Consider the following 19,968-nt stretch of genomic DNA (forward strand, 5'->3'; position numbering starts at 1 on the left):
ACTTTTGGTTAACCATCAACCTTTTTGCACGGGAAAGAGCCGATGATTTTCGGCGCGTCCATGCTGTTCAGCAGCAGTTGGACGTTCAGGAAACGCGTTTCGGTACCCGGACGGCGAATGTATTCAAAGCCGTAGTTGTTGCCGTCTTTGGCTGGCATAAGCCCCATGTCTACTTTCAAACCATTGGTACCCAGCTCAGTGATTTTTTGAGAGGTAACTCTTTCACCATTGATTGTCGATAACTCGCCCTGGTTTGCAACCATTGTGTAGCCACCACATTTAACCGTGAAGCCATCCGCCCACGCGCTGCACGCAGAAAAGACAGCTAACAGAAAAATAATACCCCTCATTGCTCATCCCCTTTGCAAAGCCGATTGCGTATACAGATCTGCCGCGCCACGCGCTTCGCACATCATATCCATGTACCACGCCTGCCCCCTTGTATCGCCAGTGTACATAATCCCGCGCACAATATAAACGCCATCCGTTGCGATGCTGGCAGGCTGCGCCGTGGTGCCGCTGAGCGTGATATTTCCGTCCGTGTTCTGGTCGGTGATGCGGCCACCAGCCATAGCGATATCGTTGTTCGACAGCGCGGTGCGGAATACCGAAGCCTGATCCAGTTGAATGAGCCCGTTAACCCGGATGTTCGGGTTAATCAGCGCGCGGACGTTTACACCGTTGCCGATAGTCTGCTGCGGCATACCGATAAGCCCCGTGGCGCTGTTGAGCACAATCGCGTCGTGAACATATTCGTTATTCGCCACCATCTGACGCTGACCGTCCACAAACTGCCATGTTGCGCCACATTGTCCGGCCACGTTATCCATAAGATGCCGTGTCATGCCAAACAGCACCCGGCCCCGGGGGAAAACGGTAGCAGTCATTTCAGGCGTCAGGCCTTCAGTCGCGCCTTTGGCCTCGAAGTCTTTCATCAGCGCTCGGTTCACGTCTGCGACCGTATAACCGGCTGCGAGGGTCTGCGAGGTTATGCTGGTGGCAAAAGCCAGATCCGTATCGGCTGCCTGAATCAGGACGTAGGAATCAATGGGGCTGTCTTTTCCTGTGACCGAGTAGCGAATTTCGCCGCTGAAAATCAGACCATAGTTGCGGCCGTCACTCTGGCCCACGTCCGCCGCGTCGACTTCCCGCACAGTCCCGACGTCGCTGGCCGATACCTCCGGCGCGATACCGTCGTAACCGGCAATCAGCCGCACTTTCGAAAACTCCTGCCCGGTGATGCGGTTCACCGTATCTGCCGAGAGGTTGTAGATTTTGAATGTTCCTACCCGTGACGCGCTGCTGATGTTGAACCAGTCGATCGTAAAGGTCACTTTAAAATCGCTGAGCTCGATACCCTGCCCGTTCTCGTCCACGAGCTGCAGCTCGAAATGTCTCATCCAGTTCTGTGACATGCTTACTCCGTTGATACTAGTAAATGACTGCGGCCGCCCAGGTCGGTTTTAGTCGGATAATCCTGTGTGCTGTCGTCACAGACCACCACCAGCTTAAAGCCGAGCCCCATATAGCCGTACTGCGCCAGCAGGTCAGCCCCCGTTACGAGAGGAATACCGGAGATTACCGGCTCCCCTCTGTCGTTCTGCAGGTCCAAAATCCAGTACAGATCGCGCCAGGTGATGCTAATCCGCCAGGTGGTATCTGCCAGGATGATGCTAAATTGCTGGTTATCCGCTGTCAGCGGGATTTCCTGAATTGCCATTAGCCGAGCCCCAGTAATGATGCCGCGTTACCCGTGATGCTTTTCAGTAGCGAGGTATTTGGCGGCCTTGTGGTTTTGTTGCCGGTATTCAGTACCGCCGACGTGCTGGCCCCGTCCTTCATGTTGGTTTTATCCGCGACGGTGACCTGCTGCGTCTGCGAGATAAGAACCTCCCTCAGGGTGAGGACGGCAGACAGGACGTTTTCGGTTGTCTTGTCTGTCGTCACTTCCAGCGCGCGGATTAGCATGTTGCTGTACAGCCGTTTGCCGGTTACCACATCGAAAGGGATACGGCTCGCCTGCAGGTCGAGTATCTCCTGATACGTCTGCTGGGGGCTCAGACCGAGCAGGCTGGTGGCCGTCAGATTACTGGCAAAATCCAGCAGCGATCCGCCACCAGCGAAACCGACCTCCATCACCACTTCAGACGGTTTTTTGTAGGCATGGTCGGCGATGGCGGCCCCAACCTCGACAGGGTGCTCGGTTATCTCCAGCGTGTCGGTGTGCTTCTCAGAAACAACCACGCTGGGGACTATCATCCCTATTTTTCGGGTCTGCTGTTGAAAGAGAGTTGAGAGAATATCCATTAGCCCACCTTCGTTTGATTGCCGCGCATAACCTGGGCGTTTGCCGACTGCTGCCGGCGCTCGACCTCGGTACCAACAGAACGCGGATCACCACCACCGTAAATGTGATAGGTGTTCTGCTGCTGTACCTGCGCTCCCTTCCCGGGCATGTTACTCAACACCTTAGGAATGTAGTTGCGGGTTTCCTGCGGCATCAGGGCCATTCCGTGCTTCTGCACGTTCCCGATCCCCCAGTTGTATGAGGCCAGCGCCTTGCTCAGGTCACCACCGTTAGCCTTCAGCAATTGCGAGAGATATTTAGCGGCCGCCTGAGCGGCCTTTTCAGGATTGAATACGTCGTTCCCGCGCAGGCCCATATCACGCGCGGTGCCGTCCATAAACTGAAACAGCCCTTTAGCGCCTGCAACTGAAACAGCGAACTGATTTCCGCCCGATTCCGTGATGGCCACACTGCGCAGCAAACCTTCCGGAAGCCGGTAGAGCTGTTCCAGGCTGGTGAGCATCGGTTGCATCCATCCCAGCAACTCAGAGCCTGCTTTTGATGGCTGCGGCTGCTTTACGCCTGCAAGAGGTAAGCCACTCGCATCTGTGGGGGTGAATGCTGCCGCCTCTGCAGTCGGGAACATTCCATCAGCAATTTGCTTAATACCCTCTGCAATTTTGCCGAGCACTCCGGTACTACGGCCGTGATATTCAGCAGCCTCTTTCCGTGATTTTTCCTGCGTGCCGTTCAGCTCATCAATCTGGGGGTCGCGCTGGTCGTCATGAATCCCGCGCCCCTCTCCAGCCTCGCTACCAAACAGCCAGCCTTTGAGGGTTTTACCGACATTGCGCGGATCAAATCCCAGCTTGTCGTTCAACCACTCCGCCGTCTGGTTAGCGCTGTCCGTCACTTCTGGCATTGCAGACGGTTTATCACTCCCCTGATTCAGTAGCTGCCTGCCAACACTGGCCGCATCGGCCCAGCGACCGTCTTTAATGGCGTTCAGCAGGTCGGCGATCATATTCAGCATCCTGCTGAACTCGCCCATCTGGTCGATGAAGTTGCTGAAATCCCACTTCAGGGACCATGATTTGGGGTCAATGTTGAGCAGCTTCGCCAGCGCTTTCGCCAGATCGTTAACGGTCCCCTGCAGGTCATGGACCATTTTTAGCGCGGCGTCGACTTCCGGTTTCCACTTGCCCCAGTCAATCAGGCTCTGGCCGCCTTCCTTCCAGGTTTTATAATCCTCCCAAAGGAGGGCAATTCCCGCCGCCAGCGCGGTAATGAGGCCGACAGGTGACATCCAGAACGTGCTGTTCAGAATGCGCAGCGCAATCGTCAGCGCGCCAAACAGCGAGATCAGTTCCCGCGTTTGCTTGTCGAGTGATTTCCACCAGGTAATAAGGTCTGATGTCCCCTCAATGAGCCGGAAGAACAGCCGCCCGATAATGTCCCCGAGCGCCAGGATGCCTTTTATGGCTTTCGTCAGGGTCTGCTCGATACGCGGGAAGTTATCCAGGATATGACGGCGCAGCGTGTCCAGCGAACCCGCCAGGCCACCAGCAAGATTAGAGCCGATTTTGTCACGGGCCATGCCTGCCATCGCGCCGAACTCGCGCAGGGAGGTCATGAATTTGTTGGAGCTTCTGGCCGCCTCGTCAGCATTGAAGCCGATAGCCTTCGCCATCGCGCTGTACTGCCCGGAGAAACCACCGACACCCCGGCGCATCGCCATGAGGGTATTTTCGTCAATGCCCAGCATCTGCGCATACTGGTTAGCCCGGTAATACGGCATGCTGCTGAGCTTCTGGCCGACAACCGTAAAGATAGCGGCCATGTCGCGCATGTTACCGCTGGCGTCACGGGTCTGTACGCCCAGGCGATTCAGGAAGCCTTCCGCGCCGGGATTGTTACGAACAAACCGGGAGATGCTTTCCAGAGAGGAGCGCGCCGCGTCCACGCTGCCGCCCACCTGCGAAACCGCATAGCCAATAGACTGAATCCCCTGAACCGTCGCGCCGGTGCGCTGTGACGCCCAGTAGAGGTTATCGAGCCCGGAGGCGATCTTAGCCGTAAAGGCCACTACGGTAAGCGCGGCACCTTCGACGGCCAGCCCCATTTTGATGGCGTTTGCGGTCGTGCCGGCGAGGACTGAATCGAACTTTTCCGCGCCTGCTTCGTCGATATCAAAACCGAGCGAGACGAGGAAATCTTTAATAGTCTCAGCGTTCATTATCCTCTCTCCATTTCTCTATACGGCGCTGGTTGTCAGCCTTAACGGCCAGGTGGTCATTCATCAGCGCGATATCGCACAGATCGACAGATCCATCCTTCAGCGCGTAATAAGGGATTAACCCGGCGTCAACCGGGTCAAGGAGATAAGACAGCCCGTCAGGCAGGCTGTTGAGGGTTAGCCCTGAGGCTGGTCCGCCGTCGCGCTGGTAGGGCTCACGGGCAAAAAATTTCCCAGCGAATCGGCGACCACCCGCGCCACCAGCTGCAGCATGGTTAGCAGGTCGATATCATCGAACATCAGCTGACCGCTGTTAAATACCGGCGTCCATCCGTCCATGTGCTTACGTGATACTACGGACAGGCAAGGATGAATAATCGCGTTGGTGTCTTCTTCGGTCAGGGAAGACAGTTCCTCAGCGATACGCGGAAGCAGGGTTTCAAATACCGGTTTCAACTGATCGAATTTCACGGTGTCGATTTTGCCATCAGCAGGCAACAGGGAGCGAATGCTCCCGAAATCTGACATCATGCCCGCCAGTACCGGCAGCAGCTTACGGGTAACTTTCAGCTGGTCAAAAACGCTGAGTTTTGCCACGCGGTAATCGTGGCCTTTGATTGAGCATTCCATTTGTTAAAACTCTCCGAGTACCTGGTCGATTTTGCCGCAGTCAAACACCCAGGGCATCGTATTACCGGCCTTAGCGTTGGCGTTATCCGGCTGTTTCTGGAACGCCACGCTGCGCGCCGTGATGATGTCTCCGCTCACCTTGTTTCGGATCACAATGACGTTGTTTCCCCAGGTGCCTGAGGACTGACTCTGCGCGTTGTACGCCAGCGACAGCTTTTTGTTTGTCGGCGAGGTTTTCAGCAGGTTGACGGTTACCGTGCCGCTTTTGTCCGCGTGCAGGCTGTGCATCACTTCGCCGTCAGCACCGATGGTCATGGTGTTTTTGGGGCCGCCCATTGCAACGGTGATCCCCTCCTCTGAACTGGCGGAACCGTAGCCCAGATCAATCTCGCCGGTCGGGCCGGAGAGGGACGCCGTAACGTCCATAAAAGAATAAGTAGCCATTCATGTTCTCCTTAGCGAACGACGTTGATCTGAACATCAGCGAAATGAACCGCACCCGCCAGCTTACAGGCCACCTGAATAACCGGTGCCATACGGGCTTCGCGGTCTGCCTGCGCCTGCTCGGAAATCGGCTGCGCGTAGACGTAATAGCCTTTTGTCAGCGTATCGCCGGAATCCAGCTGCCCGATCGGGCCGCCATTCCATACACCGGCAGCCACCAGCCCGTTTGTGACAGACTGATCCATCGACTGTTCGACATTGGAAAGGAGGCGCGTAACGCCAGCATCGGTCTGTGGGACTTTGGTTGTGCTGGTGTAGAGCAGGTTATACAGGTTGGTCTGAACGTAGTTCTGCAGCCAGTCGAGCCCGTGGCGTTCATCGAAGAAATCACCGCTGGACATGACGCCCTGCTGCAGGATTGCCGTATCGTTCTGGTAGTACACAAACACGTTGCAGTTCTTGGCATCCAGCGCCGCCGCCTGATTGGTGGTCAGGGCTTCATACGTGATCCCCGGCTCCTGTTTGAACTTCAGGGTAATTGTGGTGTTGCTGCCGTTGAAATTCACGGTAAACGCGCGGCCAAACGCCGACAGCGCGGCGTACTTGCTGCTGGTGGAATACTGCACAAACGTGCGAGCGTATTTTGCAGCCTTCAGCTTATAAGCCAGATCGGTTGTCGATGTCGCATCAACTGAGGCCGGGTCTGTAGTGGTAATCGCCAGAATGCGGCTGAGACTGGAAGCCTCGATCGCTGCGGCCACACTCAGCCAATCGGCATCGTCGATATCTTCATCGTCAGCCACGGCCAGGCCATACCAGTTCGTGTAATTCAGTACGGCGTTCACGGCCTGCAGCAGCGTTTCCGTCGATCCGCTTTCAGCCGATTCCAGCGTTTTCGCCCAGCGGCCGATATATACCTGCTGAGGCTTCGGTGACTGTGAGAAATACACCGTGGCGGCGTCATATTCCGGGCTATCCACGCCGAAATCAGAGCCGATATCCTCTACAGAAGAATAAAGTCGAAGGCGCTCAGTGACCGGGATAACCGTTGAGCTCCCGAGAATGAGCAGCGAACCAAAGTTTCGACCAGTAGCCGCACGCGGCCCAATGATCACGTCGACATTAACGACGTTTGATACAGGTAATCCCTGCGGCATAATTTAGTCTCCGAAAAATGAGACGGGCGCATCTTGCAGCGTCCGGACGTTATAGGTACGAATGTTTTTGCGAGAAAGCGTAATGGTGAGGTCGTATCGCCTCACCCACTGGTTGTTAATGAGCTCTGGCAGGTTGTAGATAGTCCCGGCATCCACCAGCGAAAGCCCCGAGCGGTTCAGCTCGGCGTTGTTCTGCTCGACGAATATCCCCGCGCGGAAAGTTGATGCAATGTTGGCCCCCAGAGGGCCGTAAAAGCAGCAAATCACCGTGACCTGCTCCCATGTCCATTGCTCGGACTGTTCTTCCGAAACCTGAACATCGGACTGACTTAACGGCTGGGGAACAGTAGTGATACCGAAGGCGCACCACGTAACCCCGTTGTTGGGGATCTGCGGCTGCGGGTCAGTCCATCGGGGGAAAACAAGCGCAGCCGGCAGGCCAGAAACACCACGAATCCACCGGCTGATTTCACGCTCCAGCGCCTCGTCGTATTGGGGGAGATCCCCGACAGGCGTCAGATAACCGCGCGCGGTGCTGTCGTTACTCAACTGGCGTCCCTCCGTTAAAGTCCACCAGCTCACAATGTGCCTGGACGAATCCGGCACCGTAACGGGTGTACGGGTCGACGAACGTCACGCGATAGTCGCGTCCGCTATAGGTCACGATATCTGCATCAAGTCGCGGGGAGCTGTCTGAACCGGGCTGGCCCTGGGTTAATCTGAACTGCGTCACGATGAGGATCGCGCCGCTTATGTTCTGGCCTGCTTCCATTCGCCTGGCTTCCAGAGAACGGTCAACCGTCACCACGCCAGAGAATGGAATATCCTGAGCGGTGTTTTTCGTGAAATTGTCCTCATCCACCGTCTGAACCTGCCGGTGACACACCAGACTGGTGTCCATGAAGTCGGGATCGAGAAGAACATCGCTCACATCGAGAAGAGGCATTATTTTTTCCTCACGACGTAGTTAATTGAGCGCAGCAGGTAAGCGTGGGCATACAGCGGCTTGTCGCCGGGAATGCCTTCGGCGCGTCTGCGTTCGAGGGTTTTCTCAGAAAGCGGGTGCAGTCGGTCGCCAGCACCGATAACAGCTTTTGCAGCATCACGGGCAATCTGTCCGGCGCTCTCCAGCTCACGCACTGCTGCTTCAGTCTGCCCCTCCAGCGCGGCGGTTGCCGCTGCCTTCAGGTGCGCAGTGGTTCGGGGTTTTGAATCCTCGATCCCCATATCCAGAAAAGGACGCGGGGGAAGCGTGACCGTTGTACCGTCGATTTCCACCGTTGCGCCCGTCGAGTGAAGGTAGCCCAGTTCCGCGTTATTAATCGGGGAGCAATCCTCACGCCCTGCCTTGTCCTCAGGTATTCCCACCAGCACATCCATTCCGGATAGCTGCCGGAGGGATTCCAGAACAGCCACGGCGTTATCAGCGCGAACCGTTAACCCGCTTTTCATAGCAACTGCCTGCCCCCAGCGCCGAACATCGACCACCACCAGTAGAACTCGCGCCCGTAGGCGGTGCTGTTCCAGAAACCGGCATCCGGATTGATTACCCCGGACACGTCATAGCTCACTGAAACCTTATCCACTGATTTAGAGGACACGACACCTGCTGCGCCATTGCTGTTCACACCACCAGCGGCAGCGGCGGCCAGCGTGCGGCCGCGCAGCTCCGTATAGTGAGCCGTGAATAGTTCGGCCAGGTAGACGAACTGATCGCCTTGTACGTCCTGATTCAGAAGCGAATCGGCCTGCCCCAGATAGAAATTCACTGAGGGGTCAGGGTAGCGGGTTGTATCGGCAAACTCGGGAAAGTCGGTGCGGAACTGCTTGTTAGTCGGAAGCCTGCTGTTTTTTGGCATTTTTCGCGTCCCCGCCGGTGTTATCGGTTTTGTCCGTGCTTTCGGCAGGTTTACCGCCTGCTGGTGCCTGAGCGGCTGCCAGCTGCGCTTTCAGGTCTGTGTTTTCATTCCCCAGCGCGGTGATGGTTTTTTCATGCTCAGCCAGCTGCGCTTTAAGGGTGTTATTTTCTTCTGCCAGAAGAACAAGGCTCGCGGAAAGGTCTTCATTGCTTTGCTCGTTCGCCAGGTCGGCTTCGTCAATCGGGCGCGCATAGGCTTTAAAGGCCCAGTGGTCCTTAACTTCTTTCGGGAAAGAGGAACTGTCGTGGATACCCTGAGACAGCTCAAATTTAGAACCGTCGGCAAAGCTGAGAGTCGCGCCACCGGAAACAACGTATTTCATGTTTTTGCTCCATAAAAAAAGGCGGGTTTCCCCGCCTGTTTCAGGTTAAGACGCCGGAACGTCCAGGTAAGAGATCGTATTGGAATACGGGGTTTCCACCTGGCCCAGCTTGCCGTAGTAAGTGGTCAACTGCTGCAGCCCGCGATACTCCAGCGGCGTGTTCAGCAGAGGAACCATAGGGAAGCGAACGTATTTTTCGTCCTGGGTGTAAGCAACGATACGATGCGCGCCACCAGCGCCACGCTTGGAGGCCCACTTCATGGAGACGATCTCCAGTGGTGTGCCGTTTTCCTGAAACGCGATGGTGTTAATCTTCACGTATTCCAGCACGGAGATATTCCCTGCAGAGGAAACCTTTTTGCTCGCCAGCAGGCCGAACAGCTCCGGCGCAAGGCCGATTTTTGCCGGGCAGACCGCATAACCAGAACGAACCCAGCCATCAGACAGCACCAGGTTGATATCCTGAACAATCACATCCGGATCAGTGGTTGCGGTCCACGCTGCAGCTGCAGCAACAGGAGTAACATCCGGCAGGTTCAGCAGGCCAGCAACGCCGAGCTCGTTATCACCGATATAAACCTGTTCGTCGGTGTCCATGTTCCACTTCAGCTTCATGCCTTCGTATTTCTGGACATCAACCGGACGGCCCAGTTTCTGGGCAGAAGCCAGTTCCGGCACCGTCCAGCTGATTTCCTGCCCCCACAAGGTGAGGTTGTTACGGGTAGGCTGAATATCGAGCTCGATACCAGGAATGGCAGTGGCTTTTTTACCGATCCAGTTTTTACCGTTAGGGTTTGGACCACCAACGCCGACGAAATCGGTATTAGTGAAGGATGACACTTCATCAGCGATAGAAATATCGCTGCGCAGCGGCATGTCGCGTGACCATTTGTAGGACACTAAAGGCATGTTCAGCGTCTGATCCATGCGCTCCAGTTCGCCGACAAGAAACGCGCCGGTGGAGTCGATGGTCGCTCTGTCAATTGTAAACATTAATTATTCCCTCAGATGTTATAAGCGATTTCAATACGGCCGTCGGCTTCACCCGGCCCCATGACCTCTGCATTTGGCAGCTGAGGTGTATTTGATGCGGTAGAGTCCGGAGACAGCACAAAGGAGCCAACCGGGCTTTGAGTGGTGCCAGCAGCCACGCGAACGTAAACCGGATCGCCTTTTTTCGCGGTCGCCGCGTTGCCTGCGGTAGCAGTTACGCAGATGTAACCACGTTTCAGGTTGTCACCAACCTGATTAACCGTCACACCAATGTAAGCAAGGTCCAGAGCAGAGGTAATCGGGAACGGACGAACCAGAATCCCCTTCACTTTGTCGACGGTATCGCCGCTTTCCAGTGGAACGAATTTATCGTTCACGTATTTACCAGCCAGACCGTAGGACGAAAACTGCTTCGAGTGGTCCAGGTTCACCGGCTCAATGGTGAGATCACGAGGACGGGTAACGCCCCCGGCAATGCCCAGGGGCATGCGCGTTAAATATGCAGTACCTGCCATGATGATTTACCTTATTTGTTATTTGCCCAGAACTCGGCGTTGAGCTTGTTCAGTTCTGCCGGGGAAAGGTGCTTGGTGCTGGTTGCCCGGTCAGTGGTGCGGGTAGCATTGTTAAGCGGGACCAGCTGATTTTTCGCCTTATGCAGCGCCACAGCGGCAGTAAACACCGCATCGACCGTAGCCTTTGGCGCTTTGTAGAAATCATCCACTCCGAACGATTTCAGGCTGTCACCGGTGCGCATTGCATGACTCAGCACCTGACGCTTCAGGCTCTTATCGCCAGCAGGCTGGAAGCCAGGGCAGATAATTTCCGCATCGGCGATCAGGTTGCGCTTAAAGGCTGCATCACCCGTCACTTTGCGGTTTTCTTCTTCGTCTTCGTCGGTGGTCATGTTGCCCGGGTCCGGATCGGCGTCGGTGGTTTTACCCTCCAGCTTTTCCAGACGAACCAGTAGCGCTTTCGCCCACGCCGGAATTTCTTCATCGCCGGTGCCGGTTTTGTCTTTGTTCGGATCGCCTTCGTCCGTAGTGGTGCGATTGCCTTCAGGTAAGGCTGTGGCCTGTGAAGGAATGTTGATGGTGATAGAGGAACCGGGGATTGAAGGCATGCCATCAGACGGCATATCCGGCGCTTCGTCGATGAGTTTTGCCAGTGCATCCTCATCTTTCGTCTTAATGGCCTGAGCCAGTTTTTTAAGCCATGACATTACAGGCTTCTCCTTTGTTGTTGATGGGATGGAATCCCCGATTGCACAGCGGCCACCAGCACGCCCCCGGTCGATGCCGACAGCGAGGTGGTTACCTGTGATTTGGTATTGCTTGCCCTTACCGGGTGCCAGCTGCTTGTACTGCGCGTCATAACCACAGCTGACATCGGTCAGGCCAGAATTCACCGCGTCGATTGCTTCCTGCCGTTTAATAAGCACGTCAGCAATGAGCAGATCCGATTTATCGCCGGTGCCGCGCCGGACGTTCTGAATGTGTCCGTGCGCCAGCTCTGCGAAGTTAGAAGGGTTCACGAAAACGATGTTGCCCAGGCTGTCCTCTGGATGCCCCAGCGTGACGGCTACGCCCTCAAAGCTCGCCATCGTCTCCGGGGAAAACACCTCGTCTTCTGTTCGCCAGACCGTCACCGTGCCGGTGCCGTCCGGTTCGAGGTCGATTTCCTCAGGTAAATAGACCTGCGTTCCTGTACGTGCGATCGGAACGTCTTTGCACAGCAGAGAGCCGTCCGCAGTCAGATATCGTGTTTCGCCCAGGCGGGTAGTGAAGAAATATTTCATGAGTTACCTGCTGAATTGCGGGCAATAAAAAAGCCGCTCAGTGGCGGCCTCGTTTAATTGGTTATCTGTTCTCGTATTCGTATTGCTGATTCTAAATCTCTTTCTGCAAATTCCATCTCTGAGCGAGCTTGTCGAGTTATTCGCGCATCCTTATCAGGGTTGCTGCCACTACCGCCCCAATTAGGATCAGAAATTCTTTCAAGATGGGAGCGAGCTCTACTGAGACGAAGCTGGGCTGCTTCAACATCGCTGGCCCTATCCAGCCAAACTTTATAATGATTAGCTGCTGATTCTTTGTCGGTTAAGAGGCTTATCACATCAGCTTTTTTGGCGTTACCGCTGGGAAGAGTGAAAGGACACCACACTGGTTGATCTATCGGTTTGAAACGCCAAAAAAACACCCATTGACCATTAAAATTATGTCGCTCATGAGTGTACTCAAATCCATTCAACTGCTCTAACTTCTGCTTCATATGTCATCCCTACTGAGTTGAGAATGACTTATTATGAATCATTTTCTCGGCTCGGGAATCTGCACTTCAGGCCAGCACTCGCAGTTCGGCAGACATCCAGCGTGGCCGGTCATGCCGTCGAGTGTGGGAGGGTCATCCCAACGCACGAATTTATCCTTCATGCCGCGATGAGATTTGCGCGTGCCTGCGCCGTGGATGCGCCACCAGTAGCCCTCCGAACCCAAAGATAGCGCTCGGGCCTGAGTCAGCGCGCCGGTAGCGCGGCCAATCTCAGTTCGGGCTATCAGCTGCGCCCGGCTGGCTGCCACGTCACCGGAGGCCATGATCATCTCGTAGAGCTCGTCCGGACGTTCGCCAGTGATAACCGCCTGCATTGCGCGCTGTTGTATGTCCATCACGCGATCGGCTGCTTCCAGCGGCAGGGACTTCATCAGCTGAATCTGGCGGTAAACGATATCCTGCGCCACCTGCCCGACGGGAGTATTACCCACCACATCGCGCAGGCCAGCGCCGATTTCCTCTGATACCGATTTCCACTGATTCCATTCCTCCTGCTCTACCTGGGCAAACATCCTTCGCCCGACCTGCTCTGCCCAGTCGCTGATTACCTCGGAATAGTCCACCAGCGTTTTCGAAATGCTATCAGCGCTGGCCTGTGAACCATCGTAGGTACCATCGACGATCTGCCCTATCTGGTTTGCTATCGCCAACAGGCTTTTTCGATACTGGATCTCCGAACGGCGGCGGAGGGATGGTTTCAGGTTCATCCTCCTCCCACTGGGCCTTCGCATCTTCTATGTCCTCGTCAGTGATAGAACCACCGATGCCAATCACATCAGAAATGTTCCTGAGGTCGTTAAGCGCTGCTGCAGGTGGCATCCCGAGGTCACGAACGGCGGTACCGAGTGCAGTAACCACATTATTCGCCATCGTTGCGCGGTCCACGTCTGACATCTCCCAGAGCTTGTTAAACTCAAAAGTAAAATCGTCAGGTAGTGGTTCACCGAACAGAGAACGCCAGGAGATATCGAGCAGCCAGCGGATATGTCGGCGTAAGCGTCTCTCCTGCAGCGAGTTAACCCGGCTGTAGTAGTTTTCCAGATCGCCGTCGCCGGTGTTGAAACCTGCAGGTGACTGCCCGAACAGACGAACGAGAGGAATTCCCGTCGCGCCAGAAACCTGTTCAGCAAAGCGCAGAAGGACATCCGCGATACCCGCGAACGTGTAGCTGTGGGTCTGGAACGTATCTCTGGAATCCATAAGGGTCATTCCTTCGATAGTCTGAAACTCACGGATCATATCCATGTGTTTCATAAACCCTTTTTCAAGGTCGCCCCCCTTAGCCAGGATATCACGTAGTTTTTCGATGCTGTATGTGCGCAGATGTGCTTTGTGGATCAGCTGAGTGGTGCCGACCGTCGCAGTATCAAACGCCTCGATACGCTCGAAAATGCGCTCCACAACAGACATCCCCCAGCCGTTTTCCGTTTGGGCCTGCTGGAACGGTAGCGTATCGCCCTCCATGCGAATCAGGCGTGAGTGGTGAATCTTCCAGGGAGGAATACCCTGCTGATTAGTGATCACCTTGTAATATTTTGGCTTGCCGAATTCAGGACCGTATTCAGTAACAAGGTCGTAATAGCTCGGGTTAACCATCCATCGGTCCAGGCTAATTACACCTTTAAACTGCCCCTCTTTGATGCGATCCAGCTTCAGAGGGGAGGACATATCCTGTCCTTCAATCAGGACCACCAGCAACGCGCCACCGTACAACCGTGACCATTTAAGGTTATCGTTAAGCCCATCCCATATAGCGAGCTCATCCCAGAAGGTTTCGAGCTTGCCCTTTTGGCCGGGCTTCAGCTTTGAGCTGATGTTAATCCCCTTGCGGGTCATATCATCGGCCATCGCATCAACACCAGCTCCTACGAGGAACGATGAACGATACGCAAACTCCAGCATCACCCTGTTTCGGCTGATGTAGCCGGGCATATACATTCCGCCCGTCTGAATGTTTCTGGTATCGCTGCCAAGTTTGGCCGTGAAATTGTTGTACCCGTCAGCTGTCGCAACGGGCTTTTGTGCGCCGTTCTGGCGTTTCTTACGGGACATGTCACGCTCCGGCCAGTTTGGCCCAGGTATCAAGAGAGGAATCCATCGGCGCGTAATTAATCATTACGGCGTCAGCGAGGTTCGGCGATTTTGTGCCTTCCGGCTGTTTATCCACGAGGATTTTACCAACGGCGTTTTTCGACCACGTAGGCTGTGAAAGCTCCATCAGCAGGCGGTCAATATTTTCTATCTCGCTGCTTATCGAAATGATTTCGTCGGGGTTGTAGTCCATCCCGTTCAGCGCGCGGAAGGTGTTACGAAACAGCTTGCGAAGATGCCACCAGCTCTGTGCTTTCGCGTTCGCGAAGAAGTCTTTATTCAGGCGTGCCGCTTTACCGTTATCACCAGGAACGGCTTCATCTTCCGGATCGAATACGCTACCGCTACCACGGAAAGGCGTAGCTGTGATTGTTCCCCGGCCTTCAGCCTGCCTGAGCTCGTTTATCACGCGAGCATCGCCACGCGCACCGGCACCCAGACCGTCCTCATCGAAACGGAACTCATCCAGACCGTAATCGTCACAGTACCCAAACGATTTAACGACAGAGGCGTAGATGTCGCTGCCAATGCCAGACCATTCATGAACGTTCTGCAGAAGGAAGCCATAGCGGCAAGAAAAGCCGTTTTTGTCTTTCCCTTCGTCTGCGATATCCATTGCGCCGAGGCGCTGGCCGCTGGGCTGAATACCCAGTTTGATATGCGCGTCGACGGCAGCCTGTACCCATTCAGAAGGAATGAGAATCCCCTCTGTGGATGCGCTGTAGTTCAGGTCCAGTTCCTGAGCAACGATAATCGGATCATCAATTTTCAGACATTCGTTGCGGTACCACTCATCATCCTTGCGCGGGTCGCTGCGCCAGTGGAACGTAAACACCGGGATATTTCCGCTGTGGCGCTTACGGGCAAACGGGTTATTCATGCCGTTGACGGATGAGAGGTCTATACGGCAGCGGGTCGTCTGAGAGAGCGCAGCATCGATGAGTAATGGCCGTTTGAGGAATGCCGACTCATCCACGAAATAGAGCGTGGTACGGTCACCGCGGCCAATGTTATCGCCAGCCTCTCCCTTAATGACCGCGCCCGTTTCTGGGAACTCCACGCGCATGTAAGGAGCATGTTTTTTGTCACTCCATGAACCGCGAAACTCTACCGGCAGCAGCTCGACAAACTTACGCGCTTTCCAGAAAAGTGCTTTCGGGTCGCCGGTACTGTCGACATATTCCTCTTTACGGGAGCCGAACCCGATCACCATTTCTTTGTTGAACAGGCAAAGCGAACAGGCCAGACCGATAGAGGTCCAGCTAAGCCCCATTTCGCGGCTTTTTTCTGTCAGTCCATGCTCAAGATTGGCGCGCCTGTCCATGATCCAGTTAATCCATTCCTCCTGGCGGGGAAACAGCAAAAACGGGATGGTGGCAGGCAGACCATAATCGAGGTTACGCGGGTCCGTCGTCATGCCCCAGTCAATGATGAACTGGGCCGGGTTAGTGCGGTAAAACTCACGGAGCGCCGGAAGCATCTCAGGCGCTTTCCTGATCCGCTCCAGCCTCTCCATTCTCCACTCAAACACGGCGGTATAGTCCGGTTTGCGGAAGTCAAAGGGGAACGGGATCGGCACAGATAAATTCCTTAAAAATGCCCCGATTTAACATAATGGTCGTTACCCGCACTGGCGCAACAGCACCCATCACGCAAACCGCGTGAAGCCTCTATTTTGAACAGAAAAGTGGTCAAATCGGGATGAATAAAACGTGCATAAAACGGGTCAAAAAGTGCATAGCGTTTTTACGGTTCGAAACGCCTGTTTTTGCAAATTTCAGCCCAGGTATTTTTTGTAGATATCTGCGGCTTCCTGCGGGGTCAGGTTCGCCGCGTCGGCTTTGGCTGCCTCGTCCATATTGTTGAACGATTCGAAAATCTTCGGTGCTCCCAGCTCCATAAGCAGGGTTGCCGGAACTTTTACCCCCTCAGCCTCAAGCAGCTGCGCCGCCTCCAGTGCGGAGTATTTCCCGGCCACCTTGTGTTTCATCACCTCGCGAAGCACATCACGTTGACGTTCTTCCTCGCTATAGACGCTGGTACCAAGACCGAGCACCTTTGAGAAAACAGCAATATCGTTGTGCGTGGGCAGCACATCTTCAATCGTGGTTTTCACACCATCCGGCGATGTGGTGACAACCTTACGTTTACGAACGTCCAGGCTCTTACCGGCGACGCGGTTTATTTTCTCTCTGAGAGCTTCGCGAGCCTCAGTGAAAGCGCGCTCAAACTCGATATTCTCTTTACGCCAGCGACGGATCGTCGTCTCGTCCACACCTAAGCGCTGAGCAACCATCCGATTGCTGATTTTGCTACGGGCTAATGCCATGTCCATAACGATACCGACGTAGGCTTTTCTGAAGCTTTTTTTAGGAGCCATACTTCCGCCTAAGTCAATGTGATTATTTTTTGTTCAAAATCCAATTTCTCCGATCCGGGTGCGGCGTATCACGCGGTAAATTCTGGCGTGCAGGCCGCGTCCCTTCTGGTGCCAAGTGCGGCATATCAGAGGGGGTAAAAATGCGGCATATCCTTTTTTTCGGGAAAACTGCGATTTGATGCCCGGAGGCCGCGCAGAATGGGGAGATAGTGGATCGCCCTAATATTTCCACTATGTGGATAACTCAGTCCAAATCCATCTCCACCACTTCACCGAACAGGTGACCGTAAACATCCATTGTGGTTTTGATGTTCGAATGCCCAATAAGTCGGGAAACCTTCAGAATATCGACGCCTTTGTTTGCCAGGCGAGATACAGCAAAGTGGCGAAGATGATGGAATCGTTTAATGCCATAGTCGTTCAGGGTTCTGACGAGAACGCCCTGAGTGCCGTAGCTGGTAGCGAGGCATGCGCCGGTAAACTGGTTGCAGATAAGAGGCTCAGAGGTACCGAGTTTACTTTTATCCAGCAACGCGAAAAGCTCACGTGGCATTCTTACCCGGCGCTCCACGCCTCTTTTCAGCCCCTCATGTATAACGCCGTCAACAACATGCCCCCGGATGTCGATCCAGTCGGCTGACACGTCGTTATAAGTAACCGCCAGAGCCTCACCGATGCGCAGGCCACAAATCCCGAGCCAGCACGCGATACGCTCACGAACTGGCGCGTTATTCAGTAGCTCCCTGACCGATGATGATGGTGGTATGGTGATGGGTCGACGCTTCCGGCGCGCGGGACGGTCAACAGGGTTAAAAGTGATGAGTCGCTTTTCCACCAGCAGAAAAAAAGCCGAACGAATCCAGCGATGGCAGCCGGTGCGAACCGAATCAACAATATCGCGATGGCTGATATGGAGAATATTTTTTTCCAGTATCAGCCCGTCTACAGCGAGAAGATCGTGACGGCATTTCGTATAAGACGACAGCCGTATAATATTTTTTTCCAGCTTGCCGGCCTGATACCCCAGATAAAACAGAATTAACTTTCGGAAAGTCCAGGAATGGTCTATTCCGGCCCAGCTGGCAGTTCGACAATCCAGCTCGCTATTCTGTTTTTGCCAGAAAAGATGTGCGGCATCATCAATACTCTTAAAGATGCGGCGGCGTCCATGACCGGATTTTTCATCCTTCCAGTGGACGTAATATTTTGATTGTCCATTGGCATCAGTGGATTCTTTTATCGAAGCCATACCGAACAATCCTCACTCGAAAAACATTATCAAAGCCACTCGCCGAATGGACTTGATAATGCTAATAAAAAGGTCTCGAAAGCTATACTTCTGTGCTCCCAATCAGGCTATGCCGTTGCCCCCCTCATCATGTGGAAAGGTTCATGATACATTATGCTTTTAACAGCTGAGGTGATCACAATGTCTGAACTCGAAAAGAGAGTTATTGAACTTGAAACAGAAAATGAAGAATTGAAGTTGGAAATTCAAGCTTTGCGAATTGCTGTGGTAACAATGTCCGCTGTAGTAAACGATGGTATCGGCAAGTCTGCTGGCTTAATGGGTAACACCGTTGACGAAAGTATGATTTTCGATGAAGACATCCACGAGAATGAGGAGTGGTTCAACAAATTGAAATCAAAAGTAGTTTACCTGTTAGGCAAAAGAGAGTAGTTACTCTTATTTTGATGTTTTGAATAAAATTGTCGCCAGCAGTGACTGGCGGCTAAATTATCTTTTTTTACTGCCTTTCATTCTCGATTTGGCGTATTCCAGCCAGCTGGTTATTCGCTTTTTCGATAGCGACCAGCAGCGGCTTGATCCAGAGAACAGCCTGGCAATACGTCAGCGCGCTGGTGGGAGTGGCGCTATCACCGGTTGCGTCAGCGTTCCCGGAATAGGTGTGCATTGCGCTGGTGCGTAGACGGTGCGTGTATTCGAGCAGCCCACCAGCGACATCAGCAGGAACAGGCAGATCACAGTTTTTTTCACGGCGGAGAATCTCCCGGTACTCGATAACAGTTTTATCGGAGCTGGCATCAATCAGAGAGTTAAGTCGGCTAGCGTTCTCGGCCACCAGGTTAAACCGATTAAAGTTGAAAGCCTGAGAAGCGATAACTGTCCCCTGCAGGGTGTTGTCATTGCGCAGAACGTCATTATCACTCTTAAGCGTAGCAACCTCAGAGCGGCTGTTTGCAAGCAGGACATACAGCCCGGCGACTACCGCAATGACGGCAACCAGCAGTATCAGATGCCATGAGGCTTTGATATCTGTAAAGGTGATCATTTCAGACCATCCAGGCAGAGCTGTTTCTCTGCGTCGCGCCGCTTAACAAGGCCCGGGAGAATAGTCTTACCTGCATACACCCAGCGGGGGAACTGGTTACAGGCTGATAGCCACGCCGATTTCTGCTCGCGAAATAATGCAAACATTGTCGACTGCTTCATCGTTGGGCACCCGACATTAAAGGTAATTGACGTTACCGCAGAAAAGGTATTGTCGCTGAGATTTTTGCCATTGGCGTACCGGTTAACGCAAGATTCAGCATCGAGGATATTTTTTTCCCATTCCGCCGCGATCTGCTGGTCGTTTTTAACTGTTCCGGGTTTAACGCCGTGGGTGTTTCCCATGCCATCGGTGAGCACGCCAGCGGGGCAAACATAAGGATCACGACGACATGACTCCGCGTCACCGATGAGCTCAAGTCCGCGCTCATTGATTCGAACATGCCCGTTACCGAGAACTATCGCGATGATCGCAGCAACTGAACAAACAATACCTGCAGCACCTGCCTTTTTATTTTGCATTTGCGTTTATCCTGTTAATGGCATCTGTAACAACCTTGACGCTTGCCGGACGATCCGCAGGAGGTAGCTTCCGGGCATCATCAAAATATTTTTCCAGCAACTGAGTGCGGCGCTGGTCCTCTTTATGGAGTTTTCTGGCGTCAAGCCGACCGGATATAAAAGAGGCCAGAGAAAGAAGTACGCCAATCAGACCAAAAAACATGAAAACCATGTCCTGGGTTGAAAATCCCAGAGCCGCTGATACAGCCGCCAGCCACGCGAAAAACTGGGTAATCAAATTACCTGACTGGTCATTCATACGATGCATTCCACACCTCCGGGTCCGGGGTGCTGTGTGTTGAAAAAGGAAATTATTTTGCGGAA

At 54.0% G+C, this 19,968-nt stretch carries 26 protein-coding genes and 2 pseudogenes; 1 reads left to right on the forward strand and 27 read right to left on the reverse strand.

Translation table 11 applies throughout. From position 1 onward, the window contains the following. Positions 1-8 precede the first annotated feature (8 nt). The 24 genes and pseudogenes from L3068_RS17315 to L3068_RS17425 all read right to left on the reverse strand — a co-directional run bounded on the left by L3068_RS17315 (position 9) and on the right by L3068_RS17425 (position 18,039). Positions 9-350, reverse strand: coding sequence for an STY1065/STY2022 family phage-derived protein (locus tag L3068_RS17315; protein WP_236904736.1), 342 nt, complete (start codon positions 348-350; stop codon positions 9-11). A 3-nt stretch (positions 351-353) separates the two neighbouring features. Next, positions 354-1,415, reverse strand: a complete 1,062-nt coding sequence (locus L3068_RS17320) for a hypothetical protein (protein WP_236904737.1) — start codon at positions 1,413-1,415, stop codon at positions 354-356. 2 nt (positions 1,416-1,417) lie between these two features. Then, positions 1,418-1,720 (reverse strand): phage baseplate plug family protein, encoded by a 303-nt coding sequence (locus L3068_RS17325; protein WP_236904738.1) that lies wholly within the window; start codon positions 1,718-1,720, stop codon positions 1,418-1,420. Beyond that, positions 1,720-2,307 (reverse strand): phage baseplate protein, encoded by a 588-nt coding sequence (locus L3068_RS17330; RefSeq protein WP_236904739.1) that lies wholly within the window; start codon positions 2,305-2,307, stop codon positions 1,720-1,722. The genes L3068_RS17325 and L3068_RS17330 overlap by 1 nt, the downstream gene beginning before the upstream one ends. Then, a pseudogene (locus tag L3068_RS25460) lies at positions 2,307-2,867 on the reverse strand (lytic transglycosylase domain-containing protein); the annotation flags it as partial. The pseudogene L3068_RS25460 and the gene L3068_RS17330, both read right to left, overlap by 1 nt. A gap of 117 nt (positions 2,868-2,984) precedes the next feature. Then, positions 2,985-4,523: pseudogene (locus L3068_RS17335) on the reverse strand (lytic transglycosylase); the annotation flags it as partial. After that, positions 4,513-4,677 carry a DUF6889 family protein gene (locus L3068_RS17340; RefSeq protein ID WP_023229521.1) on the reverse strand — a complete coding sequence of 55 codons (165 nt, stop codon included), beginning with the start codon at positions 4,675-4,677 and terminating at the stop codon, positions 4,513-4,515. The pseudogene L3068_RS17335 and the gene L3068_RS17340, both read right to left, overlap by 11 nt. Positions 4,678-4,700: 23 nt before the next feature. Next, positions 4,701-5,153 (reverse strand): phage tail assembly chaperone, encoded by a 453-nt coding sequence (locus L3068_RS17345; protein WP_137579950.1) that lies wholly within the window; start codon positions 5,151-5,153, stop codon positions 4,701-4,703. A gap of 3 nt (positions 5,154-5,156) precedes the next feature. Continuing rightward, positions 5,157-5,597: a DUF3277 family protein gene (locus L3068_RS17350; protein WP_000257260.1), complete on the reverse strand. Its 441-nt coding sequence runs from the start codon at positions 5,595-5,597 to the stop codon at positions 5,157-5,159. A gap of 11 nt (positions 5,598-5,608) precedes the next feature. Beyond that, positions 5,609-6,754, reverse strand: a complete 1,146-nt coding sequence (locus tag L3068_RS17355) for a DUF3383 family protein (RefSeq protein WP_236904741.1) — start codon at positions 6,752-6,754, stop codon at positions 5,609-5,611. A 3-nt stretch (positions 6,755-6,757) separates the two neighbouring features. Continuing rightward, positions 6,758-7,303, reverse strand: a complete 546-nt coding sequence (locus L3068_RS17360; protein WP_032666023.1) for a phage neck terminator protein — start codon at positions 7,301-7,303, stop codon at positions 6,758-6,760. Further along, a complete protein-coding gene (locus tag L3068_RS17365) occupies positions 7,296-7,700 on the reverse strand; it encodes a hypothetical protein (RefSeq protein WP_032666025.1) in 405 nt (134 codons plus the stop codon). Before L3068_RS17365 ends, L3068_RS17360 begins: the two co-directional genes overlap by 8 nt. Continuing rightward, positions 7,700-8,206, reverse strand: coding sequence for a hypothetical protein (locus tag L3068_RS17370; protein WP_236904742.1), 507 nt, complete (start codon positions 8,204-8,206; stop codon positions 7,700-7,702). The genes L3068_RS17365 and L3068_RS17370 overlap by 1 nt, the downstream gene beginning before the upstream one ends. Next, the gene (locus L3068_RS17375) at positions 8,203-8,613 is read right to left on the reverse strand and encodes a DUF4054 domain-containing protein (RefSeq protein WP_137579945.1); all 411 of its coding nucleotides are present in this window, start codon (positions 8,611-8,613) and stop codon (positions 8,203-8,205) included. Before L3068_RS17375 ends, L3068_RS17370 begins: the two co-directional genes overlap by 4 nt. Next, positions 8,585-8,995 carry an STY1053 family phage-associated protein gene (locus tag L3068_RS17380; RefSeq protein WP_137579944.1) on the reverse strand — a complete coding sequence of 137 codons (411 nt, stop codon included), beginning with the start codon at positions 8,993-8,995 and terminating at the stop codon, positions 8,585-8,587. Before L3068_RS17380 ends, L3068_RS17375 begins: the two co-directional genes overlap by 29 nt. 45 nt (positions 8,996-9,040) lie before the next feature. Further along, complete coding sequence (locus L3068_RS17385) at positions 9,041-9,988, reverse strand: DUF2184 domain-containing protein (protein WP_016247459.1); 948 nt, start codon at positions 9,986-9,988, stop codon at positions 9,041-9,043. Between the two features lie 11 nt (positions 9,989-9,999). Next, positions 10,000-10,503 (reverse strand): structural cement protein Gp24, encoded by a 504-nt coding sequence (locus tag L3068_RS17390; protein WP_137579940.1) that lies wholly within the window; start codon positions 10,501-10,503, stop codon positions 10,000-10,002. A gap of 11 nt (positions 10,504-10,514) precedes the next feature. Beyond that, on the reverse strand, positions 10,515-11,786 hold the full coding sequence (locus tag L3068_RS17395) for a DUF2213 domain-containing protein (protein WP_137579938.1): 1,272 nt from the start codon (positions 11,784-11,786) through the stop codon (positions 10,515-10,517). A gap of 53 nt (positions 11,787-11,839) precedes the next feature. Beyond that, the gene (locus tag L3068_RS17400; RefSeq protein WP_137579936.1) at positions 11,840-12,259 is read right to left on the reverse strand and encodes a hypothetical protein; all 420 of its coding nucleotides are present in this window, start codon (positions 12,257-12,259) and stop codon (positions 11,840-11,842) included. Between the two features lie 38 nt (positions 12,260-12,297). Beyond that, positions 12,298-12,831 (reverse strand): phage head morphogenesis protein, encoded by a 534-nt coding sequence (locus L3068_RS17405; RefSeq protein ID WP_137579982.1) that lies wholly within the window; start codon positions 12,829-12,831, stop codon positions 12,298-12,300. Between the two features lie 70 nt (positions 12,832-12,901). Then, on the reverse strand, positions 12,902-14,371 hold the full coding sequence (locus L3068_RS17410) for a DUF1073 domain-containing protein (protein WP_236904743.1): 1,470 nt from the start codon (positions 14,369-14,371) through the stop codon (positions 12,902-12,904). A gap of 1 nt (position 14,372) precedes the next feature. After that, positions 14,373-15,989: a terminase large subunit gene (locus tag L3068_RS17415; RefSeq protein WP_236904744.1), complete on the reverse strand. Its 1,617-nt coding sequence runs from the start codon at positions 15,987-15,989 to the stop codon at positions 14,373-14,375. 198 nt (positions 15,990-16,187) lie between these two features. Next, complete coding sequence (locus tag L3068_RS17420; protein WP_058690842.1) at positions 16,188-16,790, reverse strand: hypothetical protein; 603 nt, start codon at positions 16,788-16,790, stop codon at positions 16,188-16,190. Positions 16,791-17,034: 244 nt separating this feature from the next. After that, entirely contained in the window at positions 17,035-18,039 is a 1,005-nt protein-coding gene (locus L3068_RS17425) for a tyrosine-type recombinase/integrase (RefSeq protein WP_236904745.1), read from the reverse strand. Between the two features lie 180 nt (positions 18,040-18,219). On the opposite strand from L3068_RS17425, the gene L3068_RS17430 reads away from it, so the two are divergent. Beyond that, on the forward strand, positions 18,220-18,471 hold the full coding sequence (locus L3068_RS17430) for a hypothetical protein (RefSeq protein WP_236904746.1): 252 nt from the start codon (positions 18,220-18,222) through the stop codon (positions 18,469-18,471). 67 nt (positions 18,472-18,538) lie between these two features. Here the strand turns inward: L3068_RS17430 and L3068_RS17435 are convergent, their stop codons facing one another. The 3 genes from L3068_RS17435 to L3068_RS17445 are packed head-to-tail and all read right to left on the reverse strand — an operon-like array spanning position 18,539 to position 19,903. After that, positions 18,539-19,084: a hypothetical protein gene (locus L3068_RS17435; RefSeq protein ID WP_236904747.1), complete on the reverse strand. Its 546-nt coding sequence runs from the start codon at positions 19,082-19,084 to the stop codon at positions 18,539-18,541. Continuing rightward, positions 19,081-19,605: a lysozyme gene (locus L3068_RS17440; RefSeq protein WP_236904748.1), complete on the reverse strand. Its 525-nt coding sequence runs from the start codon at positions 19,603-19,605 to the stop codon at positions 19,081-19,083. The genes L3068_RS17435 and L3068_RS17440 overlap by 4 nt, the downstream gene beginning before the upstream one ends. Next, positions 19,595-19,903 carry a hypothetical protein gene (locus L3068_RS17445; protein ID WP_045270045.1) on the reverse strand — a complete coding sequence of 103 codons (309 nt, stop codon included), beginning with the start codon at positions 19,901-19,903 and terminating at the stop codon, positions 19,595-19,597. Before L3068_RS17445 ends, L3068_RS17440 begins: the two co-directional genes overlap by 11 nt. Positions 19,904-19,968 lie beyond the last annotated feature (65 nt).

This window comes from Enterobacter cloacae complex sp. ECL414 (assembly GCF_021869685.1).
Taxonomy (GTDB): Bacteria; Pseudomonadota; Gammaproteobacteria; order Enterobacterales; family Enterobacteriaceae; genus Enterobacter; species Enterobacter kobei.